Genomic DNA, 22056 nt, shown 5'->3' on the forward strand with positions numbered 1-22056 from the left:
CTGATGGGCTCTTTTTCGAAGGTAAAATCTAGCGTTCTACAGGAATGCTCCCTGCCCAATAAGTTTTTTCACGTAATCCAAAGCTTGGTTCATCGCCAAGAGATGACACTACTGAAAAACCGGTATCTCCTAGGGGAGTAATGCCAGACATATAGTATTCTTTAATACTTTAAAAGAGGTGGACATATTGGTATTGATATAGGGAATAGCTAGTCATGAGAGGCACAAACTAGTACTGGCATCCCATTTGTGATAGAACAAAATCCTTCCAAGTCGAGTATTCTGTCTGTTCTAATAGTATCAGCAAAAATTTATTTTTGAAATATTGAAAAATTAAATAAGTTACTCAATTATCTTTAAAATTTTTGTCTATCTCCTATCTTTGCAACGTGTTAATATGGAACTTAATCAAACACGATTGTTTTATTACCATGAACAATAACTTTATCTTCAATATGCCAGGAAACAGCTTCGGCAAAAACTTGTCTTTCAACATGACTTCCGGCAACTTTTAATTCTCCTATTGTATGTCTATGATTAACCCGCTTTACATCTTGCTGAATAATGGGTCCTTCATCAAGATCATTCGTAACATAATGGGCAGTTGCTCCAATTAACTTAACACCACGGTTATAGGCCCTGGCATAAGGGTTTGCTCCGACAAATGCCGGTAAGAAAGAATGATGAATATTAATAATTTGATTGGGAAACTCGGAAATAAATTTAGGGGAAAGGATTTGCATATATCTGGCCAAGGCAATAGAGTCTACTTTCCCTTTCAGTAGTTCTAGCGCTTTCTGTTCGGCTTGTTGTTTTGTTTCATGAGTTATAGGGATATGATAATAAGGGATACCATAACTCTCTACTACTTCTTTTAAATCAGGATGATTACTGATTACCATTGGGATTTCCACTAGAAGTTCATTCGATTTCCAACGCCATAAAAGCTCCATTAGACAGTGATCCATTTTAGATACAAAGATGGCCAATCGTTTTCTTTTCTTATTACCGCTTAAGCTCCAATCCATTGAATAAGCCTGAGCCAGCATATGTAAGTCTTCCTCAAGTTTTGCATAGGAAACATCAAAATCATTTAAATCAAATTCGATCCTCATAAAAAACATACCTGTTTGTGGATCCGTCGTATGTTGATCAAAATGAACAACATTTGCTTTGTTTTCTAATAAAAGATTAGATACAACCGAGATAATACCTGGCTTCTCTGGGCAAGATATTAATAATTTAGCCCGGTTAACATTCACTTCTTTAATCAAGGTTTTTTCACCATCCTATTGAATTGTAATTAAAGCACTAAAAAGCTGCGGATCTAAACTGAATATACTACTATCGATGATTGAACAATCCCTGTACCTGCAATAACGAATCCTATCAATCTTGAAATACTGTGAGGATGGGCGAAAGAATTACAAAGAATTTTGCAATCACAACACATATTTTCAGTTTTTACTAGGATTTTTATCTAGGCATGTATTTCTTTACCATACACAGCCAGGGCTGCTTCCCCAATAGCTTCCGCTAATGTAGGGTGCGGGTGTATTGTATGAGCGATATCCATGGCAGTTGCATTTAATACCTGTGCAAGACCAACCTCTGTGATCATATCGGTTACATGTGGCCCAACCATATGCGCTCCTAATAACTTATTAGATTCTTCTTCAACAACAAGTTTGACAAAACCATCTGATTCACCAAAAACAAGAGCCTTTCCAATCGCACGGAATGAGAATTTGCCTGTTTTTACTTGATATCCTTTCTGCATTGCTTCTTCTTCTGTTAGACCGACACTCGCTACCTCAGGACTGCTATATACGCATTTTGAAACAAGTGTTGGATCAAGCGGCACAGGTTTTTCTCCTGCCATATGTTCGATTGCGATAATTCCTTCATGTGAAGCAACATGAGCAAGCTGCAATCCGCCAATCACATCTCCAATTGCATAAATGTTTGGCTCATTCGTTTGATAATACTCATTTGTTTGAATAAAACGTTCGACTTCAACTTTCGTATTTTCAAGATGAATGCCTTCTATGTTAGGTAATCTTCCGACGGATACTAATAATTTTTCTGCTGTAAATGTCGTTTCTTTCCCCTTATATTCCGCCTTAATAGAGACACCATCCCCTTTTTCTAACGATTCTGGAAGAACCTTTGCCCCTGTTACAATTTTCACACCTTTTTTCTTCATTAGTCGCTGTACTTCCTTTGAAATATCTTTATCTTCCGTCGGTAAAATGCGCTCGGCATACTCTATCACAGTCACTTCTAATCCAAAGTCAATAAGCATCGATGCCCATTCCATTCCAATAACACCGCCGCCGACAATAATGATGGAATTTGGGAGCTCTTTCATTTGCAGTGCTTCATCCGATGTCATCACATATTCGCTATCCGCTTCTAAACCGGGAAGTGTTCTCGGACGAGATCCTGTTGCTATTAAAATATTTCTGGGGACTAATATCATTTCCCGTTCTTCATTATTCAATTTCACCAAAACATCTTTTGACTGTAAAATACTTCCTTTACCCTCGTACACATCTATTTTTCCTTTTTTCATTAAATGTTGTACACCTTTATATAAGCGTTCTGTAATTTCTTCTTTCCTGGCCTGTACTTTTGAGAAATCCAGTCCTACTTCCGGGGCAATAACACCGAATTTATCTGCATTCTTTGCATTTGAATATACTTCTGCACTTCTTAATAAGGCTTTACTTGGAATACAACCTGCATGAAGGCATGTTCCACCAAGTTTACCTCGTTCAACTACCGCTGTTTTTAATCCTAATTGAGACGCACGAATGGCCGCAACATATCCACCGGTGCCGCCTCCGATGATAACAATGTCATATTCTTGATTCATCTAATACTTCCCCCTTTTGTTTTAATAAACTTGGATATTTGAATATTGTAAGAAAAAAACCTTTCTAAACACGATCTTCTATATAATTGGTAAGCTGTAACGATTCTATTAATCTATTTCAATGGCACATGCACTGGATGCAAAGCTATCTCCGACAATAAAGCCACGATCTTCTAAATAATCAATTTGTGTCTCCTCATCTAAATAGCGTTTTGTAAAATGATCTAATCTAAGCTGAACTCCCTCATATTCAATAATTGTATCGTTTCTGCGGGGCTCGTCCAATACGAGGGAGAACTTCACCGACACCCCGCAGCCGCCGGCAATATCGGCATCAATGCGAGGAATTTGTGCATCCTTACGAGCCATTTCCTTCAGCTTAATTATGGCTGCCACTGTTATTTTGACTATCATCTGATTCTCCCCTTTCTTAATGGATTATTGAAAAATGATTACGCATTAGCCTTAGTTGCACGGACTTGTTCATCTGCATGATAGGAGGAGCGAACAAGCGGACCGGCTTCGCAATGACTAAATCCTTTTGACATGGCAATGTTTTTCAGTTCTTCAAACTCTTCTGGACTCCAATATTTTTGGACCTTCAAATGTCGTTTAGTAGGCTGTAAATATTGACCAATAGTCATAATGTCCACTTCATTAGCACGAAGATCATCCATCGTTTCCATAATTTCTTCTTTTGTTTCTCCTAGACCAATCATAATGCTTGATTTCGTCGGGATAGTGGAATTCATTTGCTTTGCCCGGCTTAAAAACTCTAGTGAACGTTCGTATGTTGCACGTGCACGAACTTTTGGAGATAAGCGTTTTACTGTTTCAATGTTGTGATTCAAAATGTCTGGCCTTGTATCCATCAATGTTTTTAAGTTGTCATATTCCCCATTCAGATCAGAGGGGAGAACTTCAATGCTGCAAAATGGATTTTGCCGCCTCACTGCCTTTACAGTTTCCGCAAATACCTCTGCTCCGCCGTCTTTTAAATCATCACGAGCAACAGCGGTAATAACGACATGCTTTAAGCCCATTTGCTCTACTGATTCTGCGACACGTTCAGGCTCTTCCCAATCAAGCTCTGAAGGTAGCCCAGTTTGAACTGCACAGAACCTGCAAGCACGCGTACATACACTTCCTAAAATCATGAAAGTTGCCGTTTTTCTGACCGCCCAGCATTCATGAATGTTAGGACATCTTGCTTCTTCACAAACAGTATGCAGCTTTTTTTCACGCATCATTTTCTTTAAGCCCGTATACTGTTCATTGGTATTTAATTTAATTTTTAGCCATTCTGGTTTACGAAGATCACTGATGGACATTTTTTACTCACTCCTCTGAGCAGATGTAATTTTAGCTTTAAAGAGGTTATTCAATAGTCCTATAAAAAGACCGATTGAGTTTCTCCGTTGCTCTGACTTTTTGGTTCTCAAGACTATTTCTCCTTGCACTTCTTGGCTCTTTTTGTCATCCTTTTTACACGCGCTTAATCAAACCACCATGAATAAAATAATGAGACTTTCCTTTTTCTCTTTATTTTCATCCCTGGTGGTTCATGTTCAAGCATTTATTTATGACTTTACCGTTTCTTCCTCTACTACTTCCTCTTTGGAATAACGCAAAATTGGTTGTCTAGCTGCTTGGACCTCGTCCAATCGCCCTATGACCGTAGTATGTGGTGCGTCTAAAACAACCCCTGGGTTTTCTTCCACTTCTTTGGCAATTTGAATCATTACATCCGCAAAAGCATCGAGTGTTTCCTTCGACTCTGTTTCTGTCGGTTCAATCATCAAACATTCCTCAACATTTAACGGGAAATAGATGGTCGGCGGATGGTAGCCGAAATCTAGCAGACGTTTTGCCATATCAAGCGTTCTTACACCCAGCTTTTTCTGCCTAGAACCGGATAGGACAAATTCATGCTTACAAATTTGTGAAAATGGCGCTTCAAAATATGGCGCTAATCTTTTGCGAAGGTAATTAGCATGAAGTACGGCACTTTCAGATACTTGGCGCAGCCCTTTAGGCCCCATCGTGCGAATATAAGTATACGCCCGCAAGAGAATTCCGAAGTTTCCATAATACCCTTTTACCCGTCCTATAGAGTGCGAATGATCTGAGTTCAGTACATATTTATCCCCGGATTTTTCTATTCGCGGAACTGGCAAGAAAGGAATAAGTTTCTCTTTCACACCGACAGGACCTGCCCCTGGACCGCCACCGCCATGAGGCGTCGTAAATGTTTTGTGAAGATTTAAGTGCACGATGTCAAAGCCCATTTGACCTGGTGTTGTTTTACCTAAAATGGCATTGGCATTCGCTCCATCATAGTATAATAAGCCGCCAGCTTCATGAACAACCTGAGCGATTTCCACAATTTCTTTTTCAAAAAGTCCAAGGGTATTTGGATTTGTCAACATTAGCGCAGCAGTATCAGGGCCTACATGTTTCTTTAATTCTTCTAGGTTAACTAATCCATTTTTATCGGATGGGATCGTGATCGTTTGAAAACCAGCAACACTTGCACTTGCAGGATTTGTACCGTGCGCGGAGTCTGGAACAAGTACTTTCGTTCTGGTTTCACCTTTTTGAGCATGATACGCCTTAGCCATCATTAAACCTGTCCATTCCCCTTGAGCCCCTGCAGATGGCTGTAAAGTTACAGCATCCATTCCTGTGATGACAGCTAGCTCTTCTTGTAATTCATATAAAACCTCTAGTGCACCCTGTACAGTTTCAACCGGCTGATATGGATGAATGCGGCTAAATCCTTCCAAACGTGCCACATCTTCATTTATTTTCGGATTGTATTTCATGGTACAAGAACCCAGCGGATAGAACCCATTATCGATCCCATGGTTTTTATTAGAAAGCGCTGTGTAATGGCGGACAAGCTGCAACTCTGATACTTCTGGGAGCTCCGCCGGTTCGTCACGAATTAAATGCTTTGGAAATTTGTCATTTATATCAACATAGTCAACGTCACTTTCCGGAAGACTTGAGCCCACACGTCCTGGTCGACTTATTTCAAAAATTAACTCATTATATTCAACCATTTACAATCGCCTCCAAAACATCAACAAATTGGTCAATTTCTTCTTTTGTTCGCTGCTCAGTCACAGCTAGCAGCATTTGATTTCCAAAGCCGTAATCACTTTCTAAATCAAATCCACCGATAATACCCGCCTTAAGAAGTTTTGCATTGACTTCCTTTACCGGTCGAGGAAGCCCGACAACAAACTCATTGAAGAATGGTGCTTCATTGATTATGGTAAAGCCCTTCTGTTCTAAAGTTTTCGCCATGTAATCAGCTTTCTCAATGTTTAGCTGTGCCATTTGACGAATCCCTTGCTTTCCAAGAGATGTCATACAAATAGATGAGGCAAGAGCATTTAATGCCTGGTTAGAACAAATATTGGATGAGGCTTTATCACGGCGAATATGCTGTTCACGCGCTTGCAGTGTTAACACAAACCCACGTTGTCCTTTTTCATCTGCTGTTTGCCCTACAATACGTCCTGGGATTTTGCGCATGAGTTTCTTACTTACCGCAAAATAGCCGCAGTGTGGACCGCCAAAGGACATCGGGATTCCTAATGGCTGCATATCACCGATCACAATATCTGCCCCAAGTTTCCCAGGAGCCTGCAAGAGTGCTAGTGCAAGAGGATTGGCGCTTACGATTAAAAGGGCACCTTTTTCTTCCGCAATTTTCTTAATTGCTTTTAAATCCTCAATGGAACCGAAGAAATTTGGATATTGAACAATTACGGCAGCAGTGTCCTTGTCGATTTGTTCTTGCAGCTTCCCTAAATCTGTAACCTCATCAGCAAGATTTACTTCCTCAGCTGTGTATCCCGGACCTCCAGCTACTGTATGTAAAATAGCACGGGATTCAGGATGTACCGCTTTGGATACAAGTACTTTTGAACGTCTTGTAGATGCAACGGCAAGTGATGCAGCTTCTGCAAGCGATGTAAAACCATCGTACATGGATGAATTAGCCACAGCCATTCCTGTCAATTCACAAACCATCGTTTGAAATTCAAAAATCGCTTGTAATTCACCTTGGCTGATCTCCGGTTGGTAGGGTGTATAAGCTGTGTAAAATTCGGAACGTGAAATCATATGATTTACTACACTTGGAATATAGTGATCATATGTACCCGCACCTAGGAAAGTTGGGTAATGATTTGCATTTTTGTTTTTTGTAGCAAGCTGATTCATTTTTTTCAAAAGAAGCGGTTCAGGGACCGCCTCCGGGATGTTTAGCTCACCCTGCAGGCTAATTTCAGCTGGAATATCTTCAAATAACTCATCTATAGAAGAAATATTTAAATATGTGAGCATTTCCTTTTGATCTTGTTTCGTATCAGGGAGGTATCTAAAAGTTGCTGTCATATTATTCCTCTCCTTCATTAGTTAATGCTCGATACTCATCTTCGTTTAGAAGTGAATTTAACTCTTCTGGATTGGACATTTCTACTTCGACTAACCACCCTGCATCAAATGGATGCTCGTTAATTGTCTCTGGAGCGCCTTCTAACTCTTCGTTTACAGTAACTACCGTACCTGAAACAGGTGAATAAAGTTCGGAAACTGCTTTAACTGACTCGATCGTCCCCATCGATTCATTGACAGTTACTTCATCATCAATCGCTGGATTTTCAACAAAGACGATATCACCCAACGCCTTTTGTGCATAATCAGAGATTCCAATACGTACACGATTTCCTTCTAATTGTTGCACCCACTCATGTTCTTTGCTATATCGTAAACTTAATGTTACTTTTGTCATTGTTTTTTCTCCCTCTCCGTTTTTAATTTTGTCATAATTCAGAAAATAAAGACCAATTTTACTCATAACAGGTTGCGATTTCGGTCTACGTGCAAAGTAACGGAAATCGACTTAAAAACTACACGATATCTCTATTAAAATATTTCCACTTATCTTTTGTAGAATGGTGCATTAACAATAACAGCTTCAATCAGTTTATTACGAATTTCCACTTTTATCGGCGTCCCCACTTCAGCTTGGTCGGCTGATACCAAGGCAAGACCTAAGCTTTTCTTCAAAGATGGTGATTGTGTTCCGGATGTAACAATACCTATTTCCTCTCCACCTTGAGAAATTACCTTGTAACCATGACGCGGAATCCCTCTGCCTGTTACTTCAATCCCTACTAATTTTCGTTTTAATCCAGCTTCTTTTTGTTCTGTAAGAGCAGATTTTCCGATAAAGTCACTTTCTTTGTTCGTCTTTACGACAAAGCCGATTCCTGCTTCAAGCGGGCTGATATCGTTACTGAGTTCTTGGCCATAGAGTGCAAGACGTGCTTCAAGTCGAAGAGTGTCCCGTGCACCAAGTCCACATGGTTGTAATCCATTCGTGGTTCCTGCTTCTAAGAGCTTTTCCCAGAGTACTACCGCTTTGTCTGCTGCTAAATAAAGTTCATATCCATTTTCTCCTGTGTAACCTGTACGGGATACAAGTATGTCGGTAATCCCGGAGATGTTGACATGTTGGGCGAATTTAAAAGAGCCAATTTCTGATAAATCCATTTCGGTTAACTTTTGCAAAATGCTTTCTGCCTTTGGACCTTGGATTGCAAGCTGAGCGATGTCTTCCGAAATATTTTGGAGCACCATCTCTCCTTTTACATGCTGTTTCATCCATTCGTAATCTTTCTCAATGTTTGCGGCATTAATAACGAGTAAATATTTTTCATTCCCTAATTTATAAACTAATAAATCATCGACCGTTCCGCCGTCTGGATAGCACATTGCGGTATACTGTGCTTGATTGATGCTAAGCTTTGTTACATCATTTGTAACAAGGTAGTTAATATAACTCTCGGCATCTTTCCCTTCCACAAGTACTTCTCCCATATGAGAAACATCAAAAAGTCCTGCTTCTGTTCGAACAGCTTCATGCTCTTCTAAAATGTTGGAAAACTGAACTGGCAGAGCCCAGCCACCAAAATCAATAACTTTTGCTCCGTATTTTTTATATACTTCAAAAAGCGGTGTTTGCTTTAATGCTGTTTCAGTACCCATGATCTACCCCCGATTATGATTCATGATTTCCTACAAAAAAGACGTTCTTTCACCCGTTTACCGGTTTCTGTCATTGCCAAGCCACCAAGAGCCGTTTCTCGAAGGGTCCTTGGCATATCATTTCCAACCTTATACATGGCTTCAATTACCTCATCACAAGGTATGCGGCTTTCAATCCCAGCTAGAGACATGTCGGCCGCTGAAAATGCAATTGAGGTTCCAATCACATTCCGCTTGATGCAAGGAACTTCCACAAGTCCTGCGACTGGATCACAAACCAATCCTAAAAGTGACTTCATCGCAATGGCTGTCGCATTCACGGCTTGCAGTGGTGTTCCGCCTTTTAACTCAACGATTGTCCCCGCTGCCATGGCCGTTGCGGAGCCCACCTCTGCTTGACAGCCTCCAGCAGCCCCCGAAATGAAAGAACGGTTCGCAATGACAAGCCCGAGCATACTTGCTGTGAATAACCCCATAACTAAATCTTTATAAGGCGTGCCATCATTTTTATGAAGCGAAAACAGTACCCCAGGCAGAATCCCTGCTGCACCCGCAGTCGGGGTAGCTACAATGACCCCCATTCGGGCGTTACTTTCAGAAGTTGCCAATGAAAAGCTCATTGCGTTGCTTATATAGCTGCCTGACAAAGATTTACCTTGTTGAACGTAATCATTCATTTTCACAGCATCTCCGCCAGAAATTCCACTCGGTGCGGTTGTGGCATCCTTTATACCGTTATCAACGGCTTCCTTCATTTTAATCAATCGTTCTTCCATCATACTGATAATACTTTGTTGGTCTCTTCCTGACTTTTCTGCTTCCATCATTAGCATGATTTCGCCAATGCTTTTTTCTTCTCTTTGACAAGCTTCATTTAGTTCTTTCATGGTCTGGATTTCCATCATATAGCCTTGTCCATTACTTTCTTTCTTGGATGATAAGAACTAGCAAGGGCTGAAAAGTCATCACCTGCACTGAGACGAATCGCTACCATATCGTCGTCTATCATGAAAATCTTGGATAAACCACCACCAAGTGATGCTCCGCCTACCTTTACTACACAATCGCCGCGTTTTGCTGTCACGATTGTTGTGTTAGGATGGTCAAAATACTCGCAGCAGCTTTCAAATTCAATTTCGTACTGCATTCCATTCTCTTTTGCCCATTCCAACGAGTTTTTAATGCGTGAATCATCGGTATCCATCCCAAGTAATCCGCCAAGCAGTGCTTTATCTGTTCCATGTCCTTGATAGGTTTCAGCAAATGAATCATAGAATACAATTTTGACTTCTTTTGGATAATCTCCTAACAATTCATGGATGAATTTACCGATTGACACGACTCCGGCTGTGTGGGAACTTGACGGTCCTACCATGATTGGACCTATTATGTCAAAACAACTTTGAAATTCCATTGAGTCCCCCCCTTTTTTTCTTACACAATAATTGGTTGTTGAAATAACGGATAAATATCACAAATTCCTTTGGTTGTTTCTTTTGCTTTCTCAAGAACGTCTTTATCCCCTTTACTCTTTAGAACAGCTGAAATCACTTCACCGATTTTCACCATTTCATCCTGCTTCATGCCTCGAGTTGTTAATGCTGCTGTTCCCATTCGGATACCACTCGTAACAAATGGCTTTTCTGGATCATATGGAATCGTATTTTTATTAGCGGTAATGCCTGCTTCTTCTAATAGTTTCTCTGCTTCTTTTCCTGTTAAATTCCACGGACGTAAATCTAAAAGGACAATATGATTATCTGTTCCGCCAGAAACAAGAGCTGCACCTTCATTTTTTAATGTTTCACTAAGTGTTGCAGCATTTTCAATGACTTGTTTCGCATAGTCCTTAAAGCTTGGTTGTAATGCTTCGTTGAAAGCGACCGCTTTTGCTGCAATAATGTGCATGAGAGGGCCGCCCTGAATTCCTGGGAATACAGATTTATTAATCGATTTGATAATCTCTTCATCGTTTGTTAAAACGATACCCCCGCGAGGCCCTCTCAATGTTTTATGAGTAGTACTTGTCACAACATCTGCATATGGGATTGGGGATGGGTGAAGACCGGCTGCTACCAGCCCTGCTATATGAGCCATATCCACCATAAGTTTTGCTCCAACTTGATCAGCAATTTCTCTAAATCGTGCAAAATTAATGGTTCTTGGGTAGGCACTTGTCCCTGCAATAATCAATTTTGGTTTTTCTTTCTTTGCGATAGCTTCCAACTCATCATAATCAATTAATTGGGTATCTTCTCTAACTCCATAAGACACAACTTCAAACCATTTTCCTGAAACACTGACTGGACTTCCATGAGTTAAGTGGCCGCCATGTGAAAGGTTCATTCCCATTACTTTATCACCAGGCTGAAGCAGTGCGAAAAATACTGCGAAATTTGCTTGTGCACCCGAGTGAGGCTGAACATTTGCATATTTGGCACCAAACAGCTTTGTTAAGCGCTCAATAGCTGCTTGTTCTGCCACATCGACAAATTCACATCCGCCATAATAACGTTTTCCTGGATATCCTTCTGCATATTTATTCGTCATTACACTTCCCATTGCTTCTAATACATCTTGGCTGACGAAGTTTTCTGATGCAATCAACTCTAAGGTTTGATGCTGACGAATTTGCTCGTTTCTGATAGCTTGAAAAATGATTGAATCATTTTGCTGTAAACTCATTTGTACTCCCCCTTGAAAATTTTTGAATTAAAGGTTTGTTGCATAGCTAGTGACTACGAAACACTACCCTTTTTTGCGCACAAAAAAGAACAGAGAAGGGTAGCTTAGTTTAGCTTTCTCTACCCTTCTCTGTCCTTTTACCTGAGAGTTTAACCCTTTTATATTAAAAGGGCCTTTCCCCTTTGGTGGCGTACTACTTTATACGCGCTCTCCAGAGGTGCGTCCAGTTGTGGTTCCATCTACCTGAGAGATTTGTTCCAAGGGTCTTTTTGGAACTTGCTCCTTCGGTGGCGTGTCGCATTGCACTCTCCCACAACCGTCATTCGCTCATATTGAATTTTATTATATTTAGAATAATTGGTGGAAATAAGAATGTCAAGATTTTCTTGTAAGCGTTAACATTATTTTTTTTGAAAATTCTTACTTTATGAATGTCACATATGGTCATCCAGATTACTCACGGCTGCTTGTATCATCGTTTTTTGCAAGTTGACTATTTTGATAAAGTTAATAGTAGGTCACTGACTTTTGTCCGTTGCCTCTTAATTTTCCGCTACCTTCCCCTGATTCGCCTGATCCGCATGATTTACCTTCGTTTTCCGCATCTTATAAATCGCAATCAGCGAAATAAACCAAACAGGAGTTACGAACAAGGCAACACGAGTATCTTCCGCAAGTGCAAGCACAACAAGTACGAACGCTAGGAAAGCAAGGATCAAGTAATTAGAAATTGGATAAAATGGTAATTTAAATTTGTTCATTTTCGCTAGATCTGGCCTTGTTTTGCGGTATTTCAAATGACTGATGACAGTAATTCCCCAAATAAAGATGAAACATACTGTAGAAATACTTGTAATTAACGTAAATACTCCTTCTGGCATTAAATAGTTCAAAACAACGGAAGTTAGAATGACGACAGTTGAAAAGGCCAGTGCATTGGAAGGTACTTTACGGGCATTAAGTTTTGCAAATGGCACAGGTGCATTTTTATCTTTGGCAAGTGAGTATACCATCCGGCTTGTACTGAAGATTGCGCTGTTGCATGCCGAAGCAGCCGATGTTAGGACGACAAAATTGACGATACCAGCAGCTGCAGCGATACCAACAGCCACGAATACTTGGACGAATGGGCTTTCCGATGGGATGATTGCGTTCCACGGATAAACACTCATAATGACAATAAGTGCGCCAATGTAGAAAATTATAATCCGAATAGGAATATTATTGATTGCTTTTGGGATAACTTTCTCTGGATCTTCTGTTTCACCTGCTGTAAGTCCTACAAGTTCAATACCAACAAACGCAAACACTACCATCTGGAATGAGAGGATAAATCCATTTATTCCATTTGGGAACATACCTTCGTGGCTCCATAGATTCGTGAAACTGGCTGCGCCTGAATCTGTGGAAAAGCCTTTAATAATCATGAAAATACCGATAACTATTAGTGCTAGAATAGCGATAACTTTAATTAATGCGAACCAGAATTCCATTTCGCCAAAAAGTTTTACGGTTGCTAGATTCATAAATAGCAAAATGACAAGCGCAATTAAACCTGGCATCCACTGTGGTACGGAGGGAAACCAATACTGGGTATAAAGACCAACTGCTGTTAAGTCGGCCATTGCGATTGAAATCCAGCAAAACCAGTAGGTCCAACCGGTGATAAATGCTGCCATATTACCTAAATAGTCTTTTACAAAGTCAACAAAAGAATTATATTCCAAATTGGTTAAGAGTAGTTCTCCAAGTGCGCGCATGATTAAAAAGCAAATTACGCCTGTAATCATGTAAGCAAATAAAATCGATGGTCCTGCTAAGTGAATAGATTTTCCTGCTCCGAGAAATAATCCCGTTCCAATTGCCCCGCCAATAGCGATTAGTTGTACGTGCCTGTTTTTTAGGCCTCTCGACAATTTTTGTTCCTGCATATGATTTCCCACTCCCTAATTTCCAGATAATTGAATAATAATATTCCGATAAAATTTTGACATATTATTATTCAATCCAACAAAGAAAACGCTTACAATTTTAATATAATAATACTCAATATGTTGCTGATAAATATTCTGGTTCTGGTGCAAACCTCGAAATAATCTACCAAGCTTTTGAAAAGATAAAGGTATTTCATTCAACCTATTGCAGATTCTCTCTAAGGTAAAAGTTGTAGTCAGGAAAATTGAAAAGAAAGACTCATTCTTTAATAAATTTCATAGCACAATCCTCCTTTTTTCGTTTGTGCTATCTTTCCCAGCATAAAAAGGGCAGAGGAAAGATAGGTGTTCTCCTATCTTTCCTCTGTCCTTTTACCTGAGAGTTTAACTCCTTTGGTGGCTCATGGCTCTCTCCAGAGACGCGTCCTATTGTGGTCCTTTTACCTGAGAGATTGATACCCAATTTTTTTGGGAATTGCCCCTTCGGTGCTAAACAATGCGTTTAGTCTCTCCCACAATTATCATCCGCTGATATAAAATTGCATTAACAGTTGTATAATAAATGGTTCTAATGGAAATTTCAACAAATATCTGAAAAAACTTTATTTTCAGAATTTTAAATATAGAGATAGAGCTTTCTGACAGTTCATAAATTATATGCCCCTAGTACCCCAAGTAAATTGTGAATTGAATAGGAGTAGATTGCTTTTTACAGTCGATAAACACCGTTCATAATAGTGTACTTTTACAAACTACTTATACCTTTCAAATATACATTACAGAGGATGCTATCTAGATAAAAGCATCCTCTGTTTACGTAATCATTATTATTGGAAATCATATAGAAAAACCTACAATTCAATACCGAAGTTATCTTTAATGTGCTTAATAGTTTTAGTCACCTTTTATCCAATCTTGAATAGTTTTCATCATTCTTCTCCTCCATAGGTATCGTACCTTTTTTCTTTATCTACTTATTGCCATTTTAAACCCTGACCTTAATGTCCAGAAGTCATTTTAATACCTACAGCCCCTGCAATAATACACATAATAAATAGGGTCAATCTTAAACTTTTAGGTTCATTAAAGAAGATCATTCCTGCTAAAACAGTTCCAACAGAGCCGATACTGGTCCATATTGCATAGGCAGTCCCCACTGGAATAGAAGTTAATGACAAAGAAAGAAAATAAAAGCTTAAACTCCCAAAAAAAAGACACGCTACAGAGGGAAGCAATTTTTTAAACCCGTCTGCACGTTTCAGGCTTATAACACTACCAATCTCGGCAAATCCGGCAATTAGAAGAAAAAACCAAGCCATTGAATCATCCCCTAACCTTGTATAAATCATATCATTTCCTTTAATATTTAGGTTCTGCTGGATTGATTTTTATTCCAATTATCCCCAATATCATTAAAGCCATAAAAAATACTTTTAGTGGATTAATGGTCTCTCCCAAAAAAAGCATCCCAATTACTACTGTTCCCACCGTTCCCAATCCAGTAAAAATAGCGTAACCAGTTCCTAAGGGAATTGAATGTAAAGCTTTTGAAAGTAAAAAGAAACTAAAGATTATAATAACTACCGTTACTATACTAGGTATAATTTTGGTGAATCCGTGAGAATATTTAAGACCGATCACCCAGACGATTTCCAAAAGTCCTGCCATTATGATATATATCCATGCCATTTTATCGCTCTCTCCTTCGGCATTGACACTTATTTTTGAACCACGAAGTTCTCCAAATATCGATAAATCGCATAAGCTACCCCATTCTCATCATTTTTAAGGGTTGTCGTTGTACAAACAGCTTTTATGACATCTTTCGCATTTCCCATCGCTACGCTGTATCCAACTTTCTGGAACATGGATAAATCATTGTTGCTGTCCCCGATTGCCATAGCCTGTTCTAAGGAGCCATTCACCAAAAAAGCCAATTTTTCAAGGGCCATTCCTTTTGAAGCTCTTTTACTAGTAATTTCAATGTTGTGATCAGCAGATGAAACAACCATCAACTCATCAAACTTTTTGAATTGGCTCCATGCTTCCTCTAATTTCTTTTTATCAAAAGAACATGCTAATATGTTATAGAATTCTTCCTCCTGTTTTAAGATATCATGATAGTTTTCGACTAAAACATATCCAAACTGGTCAAATTGCCTTTCCGCTACTTCAACTAATTCTTTCATATCTGTATTCAAATCGGCGCTTTTCAAACTTTTAATCTCATTATGGAAATGTTCTCTTCCCTTTTTAAGCGTATAAATGGCTTTATCAGTAAACACTTCGTAATAATAATTCCGTTCATCTAACCATTGGAGAATAGATTCGACACGATCTTTAGTTATCGTAATAGAAGAAATACACTTTCCGCTTTTGGAATGAGTGGTTGCACCATTTGTTCCGATTACAAATGGGGAAATCCCGGCTTTTTCACAAATTGTTTGAACGTCAAAATAAGCCCGTCCTGTTGAAATAACTACTTCAAAGCCTCTATCTTGGGCATATTGAATCGCCTTTTTATTTTCTTCACTAATTTCATTCTGGTCGTTTAATAATGTTCCGTCTAAATCTATCGCAATGAAACTCATGCTATATAGCCCCTTTTCTCATTCTATCTATTAAATTCTCTTTCTAGCTTTTATACCTGCTATCAATAAAAATCCAATCAAAAAAGAGAGAGAACTCCCTCATCCAACTCGATATGTCCTTTTATGGATTGACTATGCTTGAATCCAATTGATCTCCTCTAATTTTGAATGATTTCTCCATTCCTCTGGAAATGGTTGCTCGCAGACAATCACATCGACTTTTTCTAGAGGACAAACTTTACTAAATGTGTCGACACCAATTTTAGAGTAATCCGTTAGCAATATAACTTGCTTTGATACCTCGACCATCTTGCGTGAAACTAATGTTTCATGTAAATGATAATTACTAACCCCATTTTGAATGGAAACACCACCAGCTGAAATGAAGGCTTTATCAATATTAAATTGATTTAACATTTGTTCAGTGAGACCGCCGCTTATAGATTGATGCTTTGGATCAATTTGTCCTCCTAGTAATAGAATTTGTCCTGTAAACTTATTTTCATTGAGCAATTCGGTTAACACAGACGACACAGGAAGAGAATTGGTTAAAATCGTAATGTCTATTTTATTTTCGATACACTGCGCAAATTCAAGCATGGTTGTCCCTACATCAATGGCAATCACATCTCCGTTAGAAATGAGTTCTACTGCTTTTTTCCCAACCTTGATTTTCGCTTCTTGATTCACTGTTGTACGCTGTGTAAATGGAGGCTCCTCAAATTCAAAGACTTTTTTAATCGCTCCACCGTAAACCCTCTTTAAAAGTCCTTTTTCCTCTAATATCATCAAATCGCGTCGAATCGTTTCCTCTGAAACATTAAATTGATCAACTAATTCCATAACTTTTACTTTTCCCATTTTGTTAAGTTCTTTTAAAATTTCATTCTTTCTTTCTTCAGGCAAAACAGACATATTCCTTCCCCCGTGATCATTAATAATTTATAAAATAATGCATTCTTTCTTCGGTACAAGAATATGAACGCGTGCTCCTTGCTCAAACATTTTCCCTCGGTGGTGAAGATAGTCTACAAGGAAAGCGGACTCATCTGTTTCTACTTCATATCTTAAAACATTCCCTGTCATAGAAACATCTTTAATAAACCCTTTAATTCCCCAGTTCTCTTGTAAATCCAAGCTATCCTCACCAGCAGAAACTAATTGTAAAACTTCAGGACGAATGGCGACTTCATTCCCTTTTAATTCTGTGCTGCGAACAAGTTTATGGAAAACTTCCATATTACAAACATTATAATTTCCGATAAATTTTGCAACAAATGTATTGACTGGAGAAGTATAAATTTCTGATGGAGAACCGGATTGTACAACTTTTCCTTTATTCATGACAAAAATTCGATCAGACATCGTCATTGCTTCTTCCTGATCATGAGTAACAAAAATAGTTGTAATATCTAACTCTTTCTGTATTCTCTTTAATTCTTTTTGCAAACTTTTTCTAATTTTAGCATCCAATGCGCTTAACGGCTCATCCAAAAGCAGTACTTTCGGCTCCATGACAAGCGCACGGGCAAGAGCAACCCTCTGCTGTTGTCCACCAGATAATTGATGAGGATACGACTCTTCTTTTCCTATTAAATCAACCATATCAATCATATTTTTCACTTTTGATTTAATATTTTTTACCTTCTTCATTTTAAGGCCGTACGCGATATTGTCAAAAACGCTCATATTTGGGAAAAGCGCATAAGACTGAAAAACCATACCGACTTCACGCTGACGCGGTGATAAATGAGTAATATCTTTTCCATCAATTAAGATTCTTCCTACATCAACACCTTCAAGCCCTGCAATGGAACGTAATAATGTACTTTTCCCGCATCCGCTTTGCCCAAGAAGTGTAGCAAATTCTCCTTTTTTTAATGTTAAAGAAATGTCATTTAGAACGACTTGATTTTCATACCCCTTAGTCACTTGATCGATGGTTACATAGCTCATTACTTTTCACCTTCTATAGCAGTATTTTTATTACAGTATTGTTTTTTTAAAAATGAAAGAATTCGCTTCTTATTTGACCCGACAGGATTTTTTTCGTTTCTAAACGTAAGTTTTAATACAATCCCCGTTAAAAGTAAAATCATTGAATAATAAGTAATAACAATTGCACTTGTTAAGTGACCACTGCTGTTTAGTTTGTCGGCAAGATAAATTTGAATGGTTTCAAATCGGCCCCCGACAAGCAAATTGGCAAAAGCAAACTCACTAAATAAAAGAGCGACTGATAATAAGGTAGATACTAAAATACCAGATATAATATTTGGAAACACCACTGTGCGAAACGACTGGAATTTTGTAGCACCGAGTAATTCAGCTGCATCAACAAGCTGCACAGCATTAATCGTACGAAGACTGCTACGAATACCTTGATACATAAATGGCAGAATCGTTATGAAATAGGCACCGATTAAAATCCAAGGTGTTCCGGCAATTTGAATCGGTCCATCTGAATATACCTTGATTAATCCTACAGCTCCAACAATGGGAGGAATTCCATAAGGAAGCATAGCTGCTGCTTGAAGTAATCCTTCCCATTTACTGAAATATACCGTGATGATAAAGATAGTCGGAAGCATAATAACAACACTAAGACCTACAGACATGACAATTAAAAACAGCGTTCGTCGAAAAGCATCATAAAACCGTTCATCTTGAAATAATTCAATATACCAATCCATTGTATAACTCTCAGGTAAAATGGTATGATCCCATTTACCGGCAATCGAGAATAAAAATGTTCCTACAAGCGGAATTAATAAATATATAACTAGTAACCCAACAATCACTTTATGAAAAGTCAATGAAGATTTCATCGTAAATCCCTCCTAATGCGGCGCATCATTCGTTCATTGAACCACATCGCCCCTATCATTGTCGCTGCTAGAAGAACTCCCATCGCACTACCTAGCTGCGGCTTTAATGCAACGTCACTAGCAACTAGAGAGGCAATTTGCAATGACAATAAGTTATAGTTGCTGCCTACTAATGCATAGGCAGTAGCGTAAGCTCCCATCGAATTAGCAAACAAAATACTGAAAGTACCTACAATACTAGGTAAAAGAACTGGAATCCCAATGTGAAGCCAAAATGATAATGTTGATCCTCCTAATAATGAAGAAGCTTCTTTCCATTGTTTCTTAATTCCTTGATAAGACGGGTAGATGAGCATAATAGCAAGCGGAATTTGAAAATATATATAAACAAGAATGAGGCCTGTCCATGAATATAAATTAAAATCCGCAAACACATCCCCACCAATCTTTGAAAAAAGTAACGTAAACAACCCATTGTTTCCAAGTAAAATAATAAATGAAAATGAAAGGGGAATACCCTCAAAGTTCGACGTCATATTAGCAATCATCAGTAAGCGATTTTGTATTTTTTGTGAGAACTTTGTAATCGAATAGGCTGCAATGACTGCTATAATCACAGAAGTTACAGCAGAAAATAAAGAAATGACAAGGCTATTTTGAATGGCTTGTAAGTAAAATTTACTTTTAAATATGGTGATATATTGATCAATCGTAACTTGAATTCCATTGTCTGCATAAAAACTATTTTTAATCATTGCCACTAATGGTCCTATTTCAAATCCAATCACAAACAAAATAAATGGCAGTAAAAGAGCTAATAAGTAAATTTTTTGTTTTTTTATTTTTCGCAAGACTTCTCGCTCCTCTTTGTTCTCTAACAATTTGGGAATTGGTTTAACCGTACGTACGTTAAACCAATTCCCGTCAACCTTCATTCTTCATTATAATGTTGAATAGTGTATCTTTTTTAAAGGGTATTTTTTCCTTTCAGACCTGGAAATTGATATGAAATCATTTTATTGGACGGCTCAATATTTAAAAGTTCACAAACGAGCGGTGCAAAAGCTAATTGCGGAACCACTTCACTGTAAACGCCAGGCTCAACTTTTGGACTCATGATAAAGAGCGGTACATCACGCTCACCATCAGTTATGCCGCCATGGTTGCCATATTCACTCATGCCATGATCAGATGTAATTAAAATGTGGTAACCTTCTTTGATCCAAATTGGCAAAAGTTGTGCCAACAAGCTTCCCATTTTTAAGATTTGTTCACGATATTCTTTCGATTCCGAACCGAAAATTTCTCCTTTTACATCTACACCGAGCGGATGAATATATAAAAAGTGTGGGTCATACTTTCTGCGCAAAGCTTCTGCATCCATTAACACATGGCTGTCTGGATAGTCATCATCCCAATAAAATTTTCCATATTGAATCGGCTTAGATTCATCCTCTTGCTCACGATCTTCAATAAAATGGAATGGCGCGCGATTATAAAGTTCGCTTACCCAGTAATAAGATACCGTTCCGTTTCTTAAGCCGTTTTCTTTCGTAAGATGAAAGAGACTTTTCTCAGTAGATAGGCGAACGGCTTGATTGGACGTAATTCCGTTCTCTGATGCCGGTGTACCCGTTAGTAACACTTCATATAATGGACGGGAAAGACTTGGGAGTTCCGACTTTACTTTGTAAAGTGCTGCCTGATTTGTTTCAACTAGATGTTGAATAAATCCAAGAGCCTCACATGCTTTATCATATCTCATACCATCAACAATAATTGCTATTACTTTATTTGACATGGACTAACACCTCTTCTTGCCAAAGCTGTGGTAATTTCTTTGCCGTTTCTTCCCAAGCTTTGTAATCTTCAATTGGTTTTGCATTTTCATACTGTTCTTCTGGAACCATTTTTTCAGCTACTTCTTTCGGTAGTTCTACATCGCGAATTGGACGGGCAAATCCTTTAGCTAAGTTAATTTGTCCTTCATCGCTTAAGATATATTCTCTAGTTGCCATCGCCGCATGCGGATGCTTTGCATTTTTGTTAATAATAGTTGCGTAGCCGCTTACGACTGAACCTTCACTTGGAATGGCGACTTCAAATTGATCGCGGTTAATTTGGTCAGCGTAACCAAGAGCATTGAAATCCCATACTAAGGCAACTTCCACTTCCCCTTTTTCGATATTAGCTGGTTTAGCATCAGTTAAGCTAAGGCGGCCTTGCTTGGCAAGCTTAGCAAAATAGTCAATTCCTGGTTGGAGATTTGTTTCATCACCACCGTAAGCCTTAGCGGCAGCAAGAACGGCCATTTGGTTCTGTGTACCACGCTGAACATCTCCAACTGTTACTTTATAATCTCCTTTTAATATGTCATCCCATGATTTTGGCGGGTTATCTACTAATTCTTTATTAGTTAAGAATGCAATCGTTCCTTGGTATCCAACAACCCAATCTCCATTGTCATCTTTTGCCCAGTCAGGTACCTCGTCCCAATAGGAAGTTTTATATGGCATCGTTAATTCTTTTTGTTCTGCGATGGGCCCAAAGGAAACCCCTACATCGCCGATATCAGCTGTTGCATTCTCTCCTTCAGATTCCATTTTGGCAATCTCTTCGGCACTGGATAAATCTGTATCATTGTGTTCCAATGTATATTTTTTCATCACTTCATTCCACGTTTCTCCCCAGTTAGCCCATGAATCAGGCATACCCACACTATTAATTGTCCCCTCTTCTTTTGCCTTTGTTTCAATTTCTTTCAGGTTTAACGAACTTGGATCCTTAACAACTGGAGCAGCCTCCTCTTTAGTAGATCCACAAGCAGCTAATCCTAGTACACTCACTCCTAACATCACAGCTTGAATAGACTTGTAACAATTCTTCTTGAATGTGTAATTCATAAAAAGTGCCTCCATTTAGTGTGGAATTTTTAACGTTTATTACTGTTTATTACGGTTTAATCATAATTCGACAATATTAATCCCACATTAATCAAATATTAAGGTTTTGTAAAACAACTCTTTATTCGTCTTCCATAATCATCCAGAAAGAAAGCCTCAACGGATATTATG

The 22056-nt window shown here is 38.6% G+C and carries 21 protein-coding genes and 3 riboswitches; all 21 genes read right to left on the minus strand.

From position 1 onward, the window contains the following. Window positions 1-404 precede the first annotated feature (404 nt). Entirely contained in the window at window positions 405-1274 is an 870-nt protein-coding gene (purU, locus tag NST21_RS15020; RefSeq protein WP_340889904.1) for a formyltetrahydrofolate deformylase, read from the minus strand. Between the two features lie 206 nt (window positions 1275-1480). Continuing rightward, on the minus strand, window positions 1481-2878 hold the full coding sequence (lpdA, locus tag NST21_RS15025) for a dihydrolipoyl dehydrogenase (protein ID WP_340889907.1): 1398 nt from the start codon (window positions 2876-2878) through the stop codon (window positions 1481-1483). Window positions 2879-2986: 108 nt separating this feature from the next. Next, a complete protein-coding gene (locus NST21_RS15030) occupies window positions 2987-3292 on the minus strand; it encodes an iron-sulfur cluster biosynthesis family protein (protein WP_056523945.1) in 306 nt (101 codons plus the stop codon). A gap of 38 nt (window positions 3293-3330) precedes the next feature. Next, complete coding sequence (gene lipA / locus NST21_RS15035; protein WP_340889909.1) at window positions 3331-4209, minus strand: lipoyl synthase; 879 nt, start codon at window positions 4207-4209, stop codon at window positions 3331-3333. A gap of 249 nt (window positions 4210-4458) precedes the next feature. Further along, on the minus strand, window positions 4459-5943 hold the full coding sequence (gene gcvPB / locus NST21_RS15040; protein WP_340889911.1) for an aminomethyl-transferring glycine dehydrogenase subunit GcvPB: 1485 nt from the start codon (window positions 5941-5943) through the stop codon (window positions 4459-4461). Next, the gene (gcvPA, locus tag NST21_RS15045; RefSeq protein ID WP_340889913.1) at window positions 5936-7288 is read right to left on the minus strand and encodes an aminomethyl-transferring glycine dehydrogenase subunit GcvPA; all 1353 of its coding nucleotides are present in this window, start codon (window positions 7286-7288) and stop codon (window positions 5936-5938) included. Before gcvPA ends, gcvPB begins: the two co-directional genes overlap by 8 nt. Window position 7289: 1 nt before the next feature. Continuing rightward, window positions 7290-7685 (minus strand): glycine cleavage system protein GcvH, encoded by a 396-nt coding sequence (gene gcvH / locus NST21_RS15050; RefSeq protein ID WP_340889915.1) that lies wholly within the window; start codon window positions 7683-7685, stop codon window positions 7290-7292. A gap of 149 nt (window positions 7686-7834) precedes the next feature. Then, complete coding sequence (gcvT, locus tag NST21_RS15055; protein ID WP_340889917.1) at window positions 7835-8944, minus strand: glycine cleavage system aminomethyltransferase GcvT; 1110 nt, start codon at window positions 8942-8944, stop codon at window positions 7835-7837. Window positions 8945-8964: 20 nt separating this feature from the next. Continuing rightward, window positions 8965-9846 (minus strand): L-serine ammonia-lyase, iron-sulfur-dependent, subunit alpha, encoded by an 882-nt coding sequence (gene sdaAA / locus NST21_RS15060; protein ID WP_340892569.1) that lies wholly within the window; start codon window positions 9844-9846, stop codon window positions 8965-8967. Continuing rightward, window positions 9846-10358 carry a serine dehydratase beta chain gene (locus NST21_RS15065; RefSeq protein ID WP_053346223.1) on the minus strand — a complete coding sequence of 171 codons (513 nt, stop codon included), beginning with the start codon at window positions 10356-10358 and terminating at the stop codon, window positions 9846-9848. Before NST21_RS15065 ends, sdaAA begins: the two co-directional genes overlap by 1 nt. A 20-nt stretch (window positions 10359-10378) precedes the next feature. Further along, the gene (glyA, locus tag NST21_RS15070; protein ID WP_340889920.1) at window positions 10379-11629 is read right to left on the minus strand and encodes a serine hydroxymethyltransferase; all 1251 of its coding nucleotides are present in this window, start codon (window positions 11627-11629) and stop codon (window positions 10379-10381) included. Between the two features lie 119 nt (window positions 11630-11748). Beyond that, window positions 11749-11854, minus strand: a riboswitch (glycine riboswitch). A 317-nt stretch (window positions 11855-12171) separates the two neighbouring features. Beyond that, a complete protein-coding gene (locus NST21_RS15075; RefSeq protein WP_340889921.1) occupies window positions 12172-13560 on the minus strand; it encodes an amino acid permease in 1389 nt (462 codons plus the stop codon). A 365-nt stretch (window positions 13561-13925) separates the two neighbouring features. After that, window positions 13926-13982, minus strand: a riboswitch (glycine riboswitch). A gap of 3 nt (window positions 13983-13985) precedes the next feature. Then, window positions 13986-14088, minus strand: a riboswitch (glycine riboswitch). Window positions 14089-14561: 473 nt separating this feature from the next. Then, on the minus strand, window positions 14562-14882 hold the full coding sequence (locus NST21_RS15080) for a DMT family transporter (RefSeq protein ID WP_190271474.1): 321 nt from the start codon (window positions 14880-14882) through the stop codon (window positions 14562-14564). A 40-nt stretch (window positions 14883-14922) separates the two neighbouring features. Next, the gene (locus tag NST21_RS15085; protein ID WP_340889924.1) at window positions 14923-15252 is read right to left on the minus strand and encodes a DMT family transporter; all 330 of its coding nucleotides are present in this window, start codon (window positions 15250-15252) and stop codon (window positions 14923-14925) included. Window positions 15253-15281: 29 nt separating this feature from the next. After that, window positions 15282-16154 (minus strand): Cof-type HAD-IIB family hydrolase, encoded by an 873-nt coding sequence (locus tag NST21_RS15090; RefSeq protein ID WP_340889925.1) that lies wholly within the window; start codon window positions 16152-16154, stop codon window positions 15282-15284. 132 nt (window positions 16155-16286) lie between these two features. Then, entirely contained in the window at window positions 16287-17069 is a 783-nt protein-coding gene (locus NST21_RS15095) for a DeoR/GlpR family DNA-binding transcription regulator (protein ID WP_340889927.1), read from the minus strand. Window positions 17070-17096: 27 nt separating this feature from the next. Continuing rightward, on the minus strand, window positions 17097-18110 hold the full coding sequence (locus NST21_RS15100; RefSeq protein ID WP_340889929.1) for an ABC transporter ATP-binding protein: 1014 nt from the start codon (window positions 18108-18110) through the stop codon (window positions 17097-17099). Beyond that, window positions 18110-18982, minus strand: coding sequence for an ABC transporter permease (locus tag NST21_RS15105; RefSeq protein WP_340889931.1), 873 nt, complete (start codon window positions 18980-18982; stop codon window positions 18110-18112). Before NST21_RS15105 ends, NST21_RS15100 begins: the two co-directional genes overlap by 1 nt. After that, window positions 18979-19833: an ABC transporter permease gene (locus NST21_RS15110; RefSeq protein ID WP_053346232.1), complete on the minus strand. Its 855-nt coding sequence runs from the start codon at window positions 19831-19833 to the stop codon at window positions 18979-18981. Before NST21_RS15110 ends, NST21_RS15105 begins: the two co-directional genes overlap by 4 nt. Window positions 19834-19949: 116 nt before the next feature. Beyond that, entirely contained in the window at window positions 19950-20783 is an 834-nt protein-coding gene (locus tag NST21_RS15115; RefSeq protein ID WP_340889934.1) for an alkaline phosphatase family protein, read from the minus strand. Continuing rightward, entirely contained in the window at window positions 20773-21885 is a 1113-nt protein-coding gene (locus NST21_RS15120) for an ABC transporter substrate-binding protein (RefSeq protein WP_340889936.1), read from the minus strand. The genes NST21_RS15115 and NST21_RS15120 overlap by 11 nt, the downstream gene beginning before the upstream one ends. Window positions 21886-22056: the final 171 nt, after the last annotated feature.

The sequence above is a fragment of the Peribacillus sp. FSL K6-1552 genome, from assembly GCF_038005205.1.
Taxonomy (GTDB): Bacteria; Bacillota; Bacilli; order Bacillales; family DSM-1321; genus Peribacillus; species Peribacillus butanolivorans.

What these genes read in the sequence shown, in the direction of transcription:
- lpdA (WP_340889907.1), bottom strand. Translation starts at nt 2,878, where the DNA reads ATGAATCAAGAATATGACATTGTTATCATCGGAGGCGGCACCGGTGGA.
- sdaAA (WP_340892569.1), bottom strand. Translation starts at nt 9,846, where the DNA reads ATGGAAATCCAGACCATGAAAGAACTAAATGAAGCTTGTCAAAGAGAA.
- NST21_RS15100 (WP_340889929.1), bottom strand. Translation starts at nt 18,110, where the DNA reads ATGAGCTATGTAACCATCGATCAAGTGACTAAGGGGTATGAAAATCAA.
- gcvPA (WP_340889913.1), bottom strand. Translation starts at nt 7,288, where the DNA reads ATGACAGCAACTTTTAGATACCTCCCTGATACGAAACAAGATCAAAAG.
- gcvPB (WP_340889911.1), bottom strand. Translation starts at nt 5,943, where the DNA reads ATGGTTGAATATAATGAGTTAATTTTTGAAATAAGTCGACCAGGACGT.
- NST21_RS15065 (WP_053346223.1), bottom strand. Translation starts at nt 10,358, where the DNA reads ATGGAATTTCAAAGTTGTTTTGACATAATAGGTCCAATCATGGTAGGA.
- NST21_RS15075 (WP_340889921.1), bottom strand. Translation starts at nt 13,560, where the DNA reads ATGCAGGAACAAAAATTGTCGAGAGGCCTAAAAAACAGGCACGTACAA.
- gcvH (WP_340889915.1), bottom strand. Translation starts at nt 7,685, where the DNA reads ATGACAAAAGTAACATTAAGTTTACGATATAGCAAAGAACATGAGTGG.
- glyA (WP_340889920.1), bottom strand. Translation starts at nt 11,629, where the DNA reads ATGAGTTTACAGCAAAATGATTCAATCATTTTTCAAGCTATCAGAAAC.
- NST21_RS15115 (WP_340889934.1), bottom strand. Translation starts at nt 20,783, where the DNA reads ATGTCAAATAAAGTAATAGCAATTATTGTTGATGGTATGAGATATGAT.
- NST21_RS15095 (WP_340889927.1), bottom strand. Translation starts at nt 17,069, where the DNA reads ATGTCTGTTTTGCCTGAAGAAAGAAAGAATGAAATTTTAAAAGAACTT.
- NST21_RS15120 (WP_340889936.1), bottom strand. Translation starts at nt 21,885, where the DNA reads ATGAATTACACATTCAAGAAGAATTGTTACAAGTCTATTCAAGCTGTG.
- lipA (WP_340889909.1), bottom strand. Translation starts at nt 4,209, where the DNA reads ATGTCCATCAGTGATCTTCGTAAACCAGAATGGCTAAAAATTAAATTA.
- NST21_RS15080 (WP_190271474.1), bottom strand. Translation starts at nt 14,882, where the DNA reads ATGGCTTGGTTTTTTCTTCTAATTGCCGGATTTGCCGAGATTGGTAGT.
- NST21_RS15030 (WP_056523945.1), bottom strand. Translation starts at nt 3,292, where the DNA reads ATGATAGTCAAAATAACAGTGGCAGCCATAATTAAGCTGAAGGAAATG.
- gcvT (WP_340889917.1), bottom strand. Translation starts at nt 8,944, where the DNA reads ATGGGTACTGAAACAGCATTAAAGCAAACACCGCTTTTTGAAGTATAT.
- NST21_RS15105 (WP_340889931.1), bottom strand. Translation starts at nt 18,982, where the DNA reads ATGAAATCTTCATTGACTTTTCATAAAGTGATTGTTGGGTTACTAGTT.
- NST21_RS15090 (WP_340889925.1), bottom strand. Translation starts at nt 16,154, where the DNA reads ATGAGTTTCATTGCGATAGATTTAGACGGAACATTATTAAACGACCAG.
- NST21_RS15085 (WP_340889924.1), bottom strand. Translation starts at nt 15,252, where the DNA reads ATGGCATGGATATATATCATAATGGCAGGACTTTTGGAAATCGTCTGG.